General features: G+C 43.2%; 11 protein-coding genes. 7 read left to right on the top strand and 4 right to left on the bottom strand.

Features of this window, described 5'->3' with window-relative positions; translation table 11 throughout:
* Positions 1-223 (top strand): integrase core domain-containing protein (locus tag B092_RS0100690; protein WP_018573321.1); only part of this gene is annotated, 223 nt, incomplete at its 5' end.
* Positions 224-268: 45 nt separating this feature from the next.
* Positions 269-1,549 (top strand): SLC13 family permease, encoded by a 1,281-nt coding sequence (locus B092_RS0100685; protein ID WP_026253501.1) that lies wholly within the window; start codon positions 269-271, stop codon positions 1,547-1,549.
* A gap of 59 nt (positions 1,550-1,608) precedes the next feature.
* Here B092_RS0100685 and B092_RS0100680 read toward each other — a convergent pair whose 3' ends face one another.
* From B092_RS0100680 to B092_RS15800, 4 genes are all read right to left on the bottom strand, one after another.
* Entirely contained in the window at positions 1,609-2,643 is a 1,035-nt protein-coding gene (locus tag B092_RS0100680; RefSeq protein ID WP_018573319.1) for an MJ1255/VC2487 family glycosyltransferase, read from the bottom strand.
* 24 nt (positions 2,644-2,667) lie between these two features.
* Positions 2,668-3,201, bottom strand: a complete 534-nt coding sequence (locus tag B092_RS0100675) for a phosphatase PAP2 family protein (RefSeq protein ID WP_018573318.1) — start codon at positions 3,199-3,201, stop codon at positions 2,668-2,670.
* A 112-nt stretch (positions 3,202-3,313) separates the two neighbouring features.
* Complete coding sequence (gene aceK / locus B092_RS0100670; protein ID WP_018573317.1) at positions 3,314-5,122, bottom strand: bifunctional isocitrate dehydrogenase kinase/phosphatase; 1,809 nt, start codon at positions 5,120-5,122, stop codon at positions 3,314-3,316.
* Between the two features lie 152 nt (positions 5,123-5,274).
* Positions 5,275-5,418 (bottom strand): hypothetical protein, encoded by a 144-nt coding sequence (locus B092_RS15800; protein ID WP_232244249.1) that lies wholly within the window; start codon positions 5,416-5,418, stop codon positions 5,275-5,277.
* A gap of 465 nt (positions 5,419-5,883) precedes the next feature.
* Here B092_RS15800 and B092_RS15680 point away from each other — a divergent pair, with 465 nt between their 5' ends.
* The 5 genes from B092_RS15680 to B092_RS0100645 all read left to right on the top strand — a co-directional run bounded on the left by B092_RS15680 (position 5,884) and on the right by B092_RS0100645 (position 8,520).
* Positions 5,884-6,159: an MBL fold metallo-hydrolase gene (locus B092_RS15680; protein ID WP_026253499.1), complete on the top strand. Its 276-nt coding sequence runs from the start codon at positions 5,884-5,886 to the stop codon at positions 6,157-6,159.
* A gap of 79 nt (positions 6,160-6,238) precedes the next feature.
* Positions 6,239-6,373, top strand: coding sequence for a hypothetical protein (locus B092_RS15970; protein WP_255313347.1), 135 nt, complete (start codon positions 6,239-6,241; stop codon positions 6,371-6,373).
* 285 nt (positions 6,374-6,658) lie between these two features.
* A complete protein-coding gene (gene upp / locus B092_RS0100655; protein ID WP_018573316.1) occupies positions 6,659-7,294 on the top strand; it encodes a uracil phosphoribosyltransferase in 636 nt (211 codons plus the stop codon).
* Positions 7,295-7,426: 132 nt separating this feature from the next.
* The gene (locus B092_RS0100650) at positions 7,427-7,927 is read left to right on the top strand and encodes an ElaB/YgaM/YqjD family protein (RefSeq protein WP_018573315.1); all 501 of its coding nucleotides are present in this window, start codon (positions 7,427-7,429) and stop codon (positions 7,925-7,927) included.
* 140 nt (positions 7,928-8,067) lie between these two features.
* On the top strand, positions 8,068-8,520 hold the full coding sequence (locus B092_RS0100645) for a phage holin family protein (RefSeq protein WP_018573314.1): 453 nt from the start codon (positions 8,068-8,070) through the stop codon (positions 8,518-8,520).

The raw sequence follows: 8,520 nt of genomic DNA, 5'->3' as shown, positions 1-8,520 counted from the left end.
CGATAATGCATTGGCTGAAACGGTTAACGGGCTTTATAAAACAGAGGTGATTGAATATTTAAAACAGCAGTGGCGGGATGCGTGTGATGTTGAATTAGCAACCCTTGAATGGGTCGATTGGTTTAACAAAACTCGCATTCATAGTACGATTGGTTATGTGTCGCCTTTTGAGTTTGAGAGACGATACTATGATAGTCTTACTGAGTCAGACAAAGTTGCCTGACTCAAGCAATCCACTCTCCGATATACTCGGGGCGGTTAATATATTATGTCACCGGCTTTAATTACGATACTCATACTTCTGCTTGCAGCGATTCTGTTTCTAACAGAAAAGCTCCCAGTGGCGGTTACTGCAATGCTTACAACGGTTCTTTTGTATGTGACCGGGGTGATTGATGCGAAAGTTGCGTTTTCAGGATTTACCAATAATGTGGTGATTTTAATTACCGGTATGTTTGTTATTGGTGCTTCCTTATTTGAAACGGGGGTTGCCAAAAAGATTGGTGGTTTAATCATCCGGTTTGCTAAAACTGAGAAGCAGCTGCTGTTTGCGATTATGCTGATTACAGCGTTGTTATCTGCGTTTTTATCAAATACCAGTACGACTGCAGTGATGATGCCCATCGTGATGGTCATTGCAGCAAGTGCAGGCTATTCTAATTCCCAATTTTTAATGCCTTTAGCCTATGCATCGGCATTTGGTGGAATGATTACCTTAGTAGGTACCAACGGTAACCTCGCAGTACAAGGAGTGATGGAAAATCAAGGGGTCGAAGGATTTGGATTCTTTGAGTTTGCCTATGTAGGGATACCATTAACCCTAATTGCTACTATTTATATGATGACCATCGGTCGTAAATTGATTCCTGATCGCAAGGGCGAGCTGGATGTTGAGATGTTCAAGGCAAGTAGTGAAGAGGGTGAAAACAATCCTAACCACACGCCAGTAAAGCAAATTATTTCCGTTTCCGTGCTTGCATTAGCCGTGTTTTTCATGGTTTTTGAAAAGCAGATCGGTATCCCACTGCATATTGTTTCTGTGATCGGAGCGCTAATTATTGTGATCACCGGTACGATGACAGAAAAACAGGCCTTTCAGTCATTGGATTTATCGACCATCATTCTGGTCGCTGCCATGATGCCATTGGCAACCGCTTTGGATCAAACGGGCGCGGCAGTGATGATTGCTGACTTTGTCCTGGGTTTAATCGGTGAAACGGGCGGGCCTTATGTGATTACTGCGGTTATCTTTGTAGTCACTGCGCTATTGACCTCCATTATGTCTAATACTGCCGCAGCCGCATTAATGGCACCGATCGGTTTGGTGTTGTCAGTTAGTCTGGGAGCTGATCCAAAAGCTATCTTGATGACTGTGTGTATTGCCGCCAATGCAGCCTATGCATCGCCTGTAGGATCACCGCCTAACACCATGATCTATGGCCCGGGTAATTATAAATTTACTGACTATATCAAAAATGGTGTGCCAATTTTAATCATTCAACTCATACTTTGCGTATTTGTTGTACCTATGATTTGGCCTTTTTATTAGTTAATATCTCAACGCTCCACTTTAAATCGATTATACCGACGGTTTAGAGTGGAGTTTTTTTAAACTTGAATATGCTGTGATTTGGCCCACAAACTATCGACCAATGACTGGGTGTTATGGTAGTTTTGTTTAGCTATCCAAGCAGCCACCTCTTCGGCTACCGATGGAAAAATCGCACGCGGGTGATTAGGGCGTGCTAGCCATTCCTCGAGTGGTGCCGTCTCAAATTCAGTAAACACAACGGCGCGGTTTAAGTCTTCCAGGATCCTGCCGTTTGAGTACTGCTCAACTTGCTTAGCCAGTGCTTTAGTGTATATTTTTTTGCCCAACACCATGGCTTCACTACATAAACCAAAGCCGGTGTTACAGATGACGCCGGAACAGGCGCGTAGATCGTTAGGGAAATTTGTACGGCTCAGAGGTTTTAATAAAACGTTTTTGTCCTGTACGGCTTCGTCTGTCTGGCAATAATATATAAACTGCTGTTGTGGGATTTTTTGTAGCCAATTGACGACGGTTGTGATGTCTTCAAACGGCAAATACACCATGATAAAGTCTTCTTCGCTCGTTGCCTGCTCATGATTCATAGAGATGAGCGGAGGAATGATCGGGGCATTATAAGCGGCCCAGTGTACGCCTAAATAGTATTTGGCCGGCGCGAAGCTTTTGATGGCCGGCGCTAAGAGTGGTGATTTCTCCGTACCGGGGATAGGGTAGCACAAGGCATATTGATGTGCTAAACCGATGGACGGAACTCCTTGCAGTCTGGCAGCCCATGCGCTTAGCGGTTCAAAATCGGTGAGCACTAAGTCATAGCTTTTGACATTGAGATCTTTCAGGTCGGTCAAGTAGCGAACCGGAGAGGCTTCTGTGACTGTTTTGAACCAATCCACTGAGCCTTGGTGACTATAAAATGAAAAGCCCTTATAAGCTTGATAATCACCGAACATGTCCATATCGAAGTAAGCGTCTTGATCGCGACCACTAAATATAAAATCAACCTCGCAACCGGCTGCTTGTAGTGCGGGTAGCATCACGCGTGCACGTGTAATATGACCGTTGCCCGTACCCTGTACACCATAAAGAATCTTCACTTGAACAACCCAGAATAAAAATTATTATCCAATCACCAAGGCTAATGCGGCCCATGAACAGGCTAAGCCCAACACCATACCGGCTAAAATATCACCGGGATAATGTACGCCCAGCATGACTCGGGAGAGGCCGACTAAGGTTGCAAAAAGATAGAGCGGTATGGACAATGAGGGGAAAAATGCCACGACAATATTGGCAAATACAAAGGCTGCGGCTGTATGACCCGAAGGAAAACTAAACTTGTCGGAAGGGGTGATTAGACTGACAACATCGACAATCTTATAACAAGGGCGATCACGTTTGATGCTGTTTTTGAGTATGTAGTAAATCGGCAGTTCAAAACAATAAGCGATAACACCGGCGTAAAATAAAGTTTTGCCACTATCGCCACCCCACATCCACAAGCTCATACCGATGAGTGCGTAGAGCGGACCATTACCCATGGTAGAGAGGATCTGGCTTAAGACAGCGATGGCTCTTTTTTGGTTATGTGCCGATAGCCAAAAAAACAACCTCGTGTCTGTGTCACCCAGTAACTCCAGTTTGCTCAGCTTCATTAAAGACTCCTGTCATGTTGACTAATGCCCATTAATAGAGAAGATAATAGCATTATGTAATGACAACTTCATGACATCTATAAATTGTAATAAAGTGAGCCCGGCAAAACAACTAATCTTCTAACTGTCCGTGGTATTTGGTTTTTCCATCGTCATTGTTGGTAAATCGCACTTCTTCAGGGTATGGATAGAAGTCATCCATTTGGCCGAGCATGATACGCTCTTTTTTGCTTTGCCAAAACTCAGCAGTGAGGAGGTCACGATGATGCTGCATAAATGTCTTGCGAACAACCGGATCCCCTAATAAAAAGGTGCCAAACTCTTCCGGAAAAACATCATTTTTATTGACCGGATACCACACCTCGCCGGACATTTCTAATTCAGGATAGGGGGCAGGAGGAATTTCTCTAAACTGACAGTCCGTCATGTATTCAATTTCGTCATAGTCATAGAAAATCACTCGACCAAAACGAGTGAGACCGAAGTTTTTAAAGAGCATATCACCGGGGAAAATATTGGCTGAGGCAAGCTCTTTTAACGCATTACCGTAATCGATAATGACTCGTTCTTTTTCAGTATCCGTAGCGTCCAGTAAGTAGAGATTAAGTGGCTTGAGGCGTCGCTCAACGTAGCAATGCTTAACAATAATAAACTCGTCTGTCTCCTCTAATTGTGAGGGGGCCAATTGGCGCAGCTCCTCAATCATTTCTTCGCTGCAGCGATGGCGGGGAATAGCGACATTAGAGTACTCCAGAGTGTCAGCCATACGACCGACACGGTCGTGTTTTTTGACTAAGAGGTATTTGTCACGTACATAAGCTTGGTCAAAATTTTTATTTGGTCCAAACTTATCTTTGATCACTTTAAATACAAACGGAAATGATGGCAAAGTAAAGACCGTCATGACTAGACCCTTAATTCCGGGAGCTAATATAAATTGATCTTCAGAATAATGTAGATGCTGTAAAAAATCGCGCCAGAAGATGTTTTTACTCTGCTTATGTAAACCCAGCATGGCGTACATATCTGCTTTGTTACGCATTGGCATCAATTGCAGTAAAAAATTCACATAACCTGAAGGCACATCCATAGACACTAGAAAATAAGCCCTAGCAAAGGAGAAAAGCACAGAAATGTGTTGGGGGTCAAAGAGTACCGCATCGACAATTAATTGACCCTCAGCGTTGTGCATAATCGCAATAGCAAAAGGATGTCGAGCATGACCATTAATGATTTGCCCCATGATGTAGGCGCATTTATTACGGAAAAAGGGTGACTGTAAAACCTGTACATGCAGATTGAGCTCATTTAGGAGGTAGTTATTGCCTAAATGATTTAAAAGTGCGTCGTTAATTTTATTAACATCACTTTCCTTGTGTGCAAAGGGCACCTGCCAATCAAAGAAATCTATCGCTTGGCTAAAGCAGCAATGTAATTGACTGCTTTGCGGATAAAAGGATTTAAACGTACCGCGATCAGAGTCAATGTATTCTGTGGCTGCTGCAGGTTTTACAAAAATAAACTGATTGCGGTAGTAGGCTTTGTCTAGGAGCTTGGTAGATACTGAATTAAAAAAGGTTTCAGCAAGTTCCGGTTGGTGGTGATCAACTAACAAAGCGATATAAGCGGTCTTCGCAAAACGCCAAGTCTCTTCGTTTAGAATAACCTCCGCAAAATTTTCCCGTAATTCAATAATCGTCTCGGCAACGCGCTGATCGTAGATTTGGATCCGGTCGGCGACCAAGCGTTGGATATACTGCCAGTCTTGTGCTTCAAAAGCCTCCTTAGCGCGCGCCGAAAACGATCGAAAGATACGATAGTGCTTATTAAAGCCACGCATCATTGTTTCGGCAATCTCATGCGTCGTGTTTACAAACTCAGGATCAGCGGTGCAGTGTTCGGGTAATGTTTTGATAGGCATATAACCACTAATAAGAAAAGCTGGTTTTTAATCATAGGTATTTAATGTAAGTCATCATAGTAGATCACATCGGCTAAGCCAATTAGTATTTGTCTGTACTGCATTGCACCAAATTTATCAAAAGAACCGGTGATGGCTTGTTTTTACTGCGCTCAGTGATTGAAAAAAGTACGACGATAGGCAGAAGGGGAAGTGCCGAGTAAGCGTGCCATGTGATTTGCCACCTCAGGGCCATGTCGTTGTCGCACCAAATGCAGGCAACAATCAATGGCAGCGACAGTGCCGGCAGAGGTCACGATATTGCCGTCGTCTATATAAAGAGCATGAGAAAGAAATAAGGCGTTTGGAAAGCGTCGGGCAAAGGCCTCTCGTGCAGCCCAATGGGTTGTGGCCTGTTCTGGATCGCTCCATGCAGGGATAATGACGATATCCGCATCTGCTACTACCTCTAATCCGTGATTGACCTAAATTTATCGTAGTGATGGTTTTGTGTCAATTAAACATAGTCGATAGTTAGTTAAAGGTACCGGAGGAGGGTAGTCAGTGTCATGCTCTCACCATCGATAATGGCGCAAAATGATTTATTAATGGCTTATAGGCCACTTTTTATACTTCTCTGCCGTGCTTAAAATACCTCTATGCTTATGATTTTGTGTTAAGCAACTTTTTAAAGAACGATAGGAGTGATGAAATGAAAATTAAAAAACTAATGGGTCTGCTAGCCTTAGGTATGAGCTTGATCTTTACCGGGGTGTCTTCTTATGCGTCAGACAGACGCCGCACCGGCAGCAACTGAGGAAGTGCAGTTGCAACAGATTCGCAATGCGACCGTAAAAATTACCTTCGGTGATACAACTTTTTTGATTGTCCCGTTGCTATCAGTCAAGGGTGCCTATCCTGGCTTTGATGATACCTACCGCAGTGAGTTGCGGAATCCGCTCGTGGAGCTGCCCATGTCTGTTGACGAGGTAATAGATGGTGTGGATGCTGTGGTGGTTACGTATACGCATCTTGACCACTGGGGTGATGCAGCATAAGAAGCCTTGCCTAAAGATATTCCACTATTTGCACAACGCCAGGCGGATGCCGACCTGATTTGTAGTCAGGGCTTTACTGATGTTCGCTATTCCTGAACTAGCCGGATTCTTAGTTGAGGCCATGGGCGTAGTGTTTGAAGCACCGACGTATAAGTCATTGTATCTTGTGGGTGATACGAACTGGCGTAATGAGGTGGATCAGGCGTTGGAGTAGTACACCCCCTGAGGGTTTTGTGTCCAATAAACTCATAATAGATCACTGCCATCTAAAGAAGTTTTTACAAACGACAAATCGTTATATCAATACATTAAGTGTTTTTTAATAAATCAAGGTTCAGATTTAACATGCTTGAAGAGATTTAAGGCACTAAAGACTAAATGATAAAAACGTCGATTCTCAGCAAAGAGCTTCTCTATAATCCACCAATCTCCTCTAATTTTGATAGACTACTGTTGATTAAAGATCCTTTTGTCCACCTCTTCATTTTTCGGAGTATTTATGGCTATTTACGAAGTAAAGCATCCTCTAGTTCAGCATAAACTTGGTTTGATGCGAGATATTAATTTAAGTACAAAGAGTTTTCGTGAATTAGCAGGTGAAGTAAGTACGTTACTGACTTATGAAGCGACTAAGGATTTCCTTTTAGAAGAAACCGAAACCCAGGGTTGGAATGGCCCGGTTAAAGTACAAAAGCTTAGTGGTAAAAAAGTGACTGTGGTCCCGATTTTACGTGCAGGTATCGGTATGTTAGATGGTGTTTTAACCTTGATTCCGAGTGCTAAGGTGAGTGCGGTTGGTATTGCCCGTGATGAGACAACATTTGAAGCTGCCACGTATTTAAAAAAGCTAGTAGAAGACTTAGATCAGCGTTTGGCTATTATTATTGATCCGATGCTGGCGACAGGCAGCTCAATGGTGGCGACGATTGATATGCTTAAGCAAGCCGGCTGTAAAGATATCCGTGCCCTAGTATTGACAGCGGCTCCGGCTGGTGTTGATGCCGTGCTCTCTAAGCATCCGGATGTACAGATTTATACCGCTGCTATCGATGATGCCTTAGATGAAAATAACTATATTTTGCCGGGTCTGGGTGATGCTGGTGATCGTATTTTCGGTACCCGCCAAAAGGATTAATTCGTTGCCTTATTAGCATGTCAGTAAATATTGCCAAGGGTAATAAAATCATTAATTACTTGATAAGTTAAACGATTCTGCGTTACAACTATAACTGTAGTCATTTACATTAAACTTCTAAGGAGAGTAAAAATGACCAAACAAGATGTACGAGCAACTGTAGAAGATATGAAAGACACTGTTAAGCAAACAGAAGAAGAGCTCTTGGCAAACTTACAAAATGCGATTAAAGACGCTGAAAAAATTCTTGTCCAAGCTAAAAAGTCTAATGAAGAAACAGCGAGAGAGTTACGTCAACAGGCACGTCAAACCTTAGAGGCTGCTTATCAGAGTTTTGATGGAGCCAAGGAGAACCTCTTGGACCAAGGTAAGGAATTGGTAGGCGAAGGAAAAGAGTGGGCCGAAGGGCGTTATCAGCGCGGTCGTCAGGCGGCTCAACGACTTTACGAACAGGGTCATGACTATGCCGATGAGGTTTATGAGCATGCACTGGAGTTCAAAGATGATATGGTTGAGCGCGGTCAGTATTTAGCCCAAGAGGCTGATGAATACGTACACCGTAACCCGTGGTCAACTATTGGTATTGCCAGTGTTGCCGCTTTGTTATTGGGCGTGATTATCGGTCGTCGCTAATCTTTTTTACTAGATTCAGGTAGCTATACTGAAACAAAATAATTAGATTTCCGTAGATAGCTAAAAAAGCGCCTTAGTAGGTCTAGGTTTCTCTAGATAGACTTGGCGCTTTTTTAGTACTTTAGAAAGAGTTAGTGATTATGTCTCTAGGTCAGAATTCAAAAGAATTGTTAGGTACCGTGGCAGCCATGCTTAGTAATCGGGTGGAGTTGATTAGCCTAGAGCTTGCTGAGGAGCGTGAGCGATTAGTATCGGTTGTTATGTATGCGATTGCGACAGCAATCTTAGCGGCTTTTTTTCTCTTAGGCTTATCCTTTTTAATCTTGATGTTGGTCTGGGATAGTCCTTATCGTTTTGCTGTAATTGGCGGAATGACAGTGTTTTATGCTATTGTCGCCATGTTTTGCGTGGCAAGGGTGAAGAGTTTGTTTGCTGAAGCAATCCCATTTGCCAGTAGCATCCAAGTGTTTAAAGACGATGCCGCAAAAATTAAAGGTGAGTTGTTGACAGCACCTCCATTTACAGAAGACTCTCCAGCTGCTAGATCAACTTCAGCGTCATCAAGCAATGACAATCGTTCTAAGGAGTTTTAG

The sequence above is a fragment of the Oligella ureolytica DSM 18253 genome, assembly GCF_000373745.1.
Taxonomy (GTDB): domain Bacteria; phylum Pseudomonadota; class Gammaproteobacteria; order Burkholderiales; family Burkholderiaceae_B; genus Oligella; species Oligella ureolytica.
The sequence above is the reverse complement of the archived record's forward strand: the minus strand, read 5'-3'. Positions and strand labels throughout refer to the sequence as shown.

Excerpts from the sequence above, each read along its gene's own strand:
- B092_RS15680 (WP_026253499.1), top strand. The coding sequence starts at position 5,884 with ATGCGTCAGACAGACGCCGCACCGGCAGCAACTGAGGAAGTGCAGTTG.
- B092_RS0100650 (WP_018573315.1), top strand. The coding sequence starts at position 7,427 with ATGACCAAACAAGATGTACGAGCAACTGTAGAAGATATGAAAGACACT.
- upp (WP_018573316.1), top strand. The coding sequence starts at position 6,659 with ATGGCTATTTACGAAGTAAAGCATCCTCTAGTTCAGCATAAACTTGGT.
- B092_RS15970 (WP_255313347.1), top strand. The coding sequence starts at position 6,239 with ATGTTCGCTATTCCTGAACTAGCCGGATTCTTAGTTGAGGCCATGGGC.
- B092_RS0100685 (WP_026253501.1), top strand. The coding sequence starts at position 269 with ATGTCACCGGCTTTAATTACGATACTCATACTTCTGCTTGCAGCGATT.
- aceK (WP_018573317.1), bottom strand. The coding sequence starts at position 5,122 with ATGCCTATCAAAACATTACCCGAACACTGCACCGCTGATCCTGAGTTT.
- B092_RS0100675 (WP_018573318.1), bottom strand. The coding sequence starts at position 3,201 with ATGAAGCTGAGCAAACTGGAGTTACTGGGTGACACAGACACGAGGTTG.
- B092_RS0100645 (WP_018573314.1), top strand. The coding sequence starts at position 8,068 with ATGTCTCTAGGTCAGAATTCAAAAGAATTGTTAGGTACCGTGGCAGCC.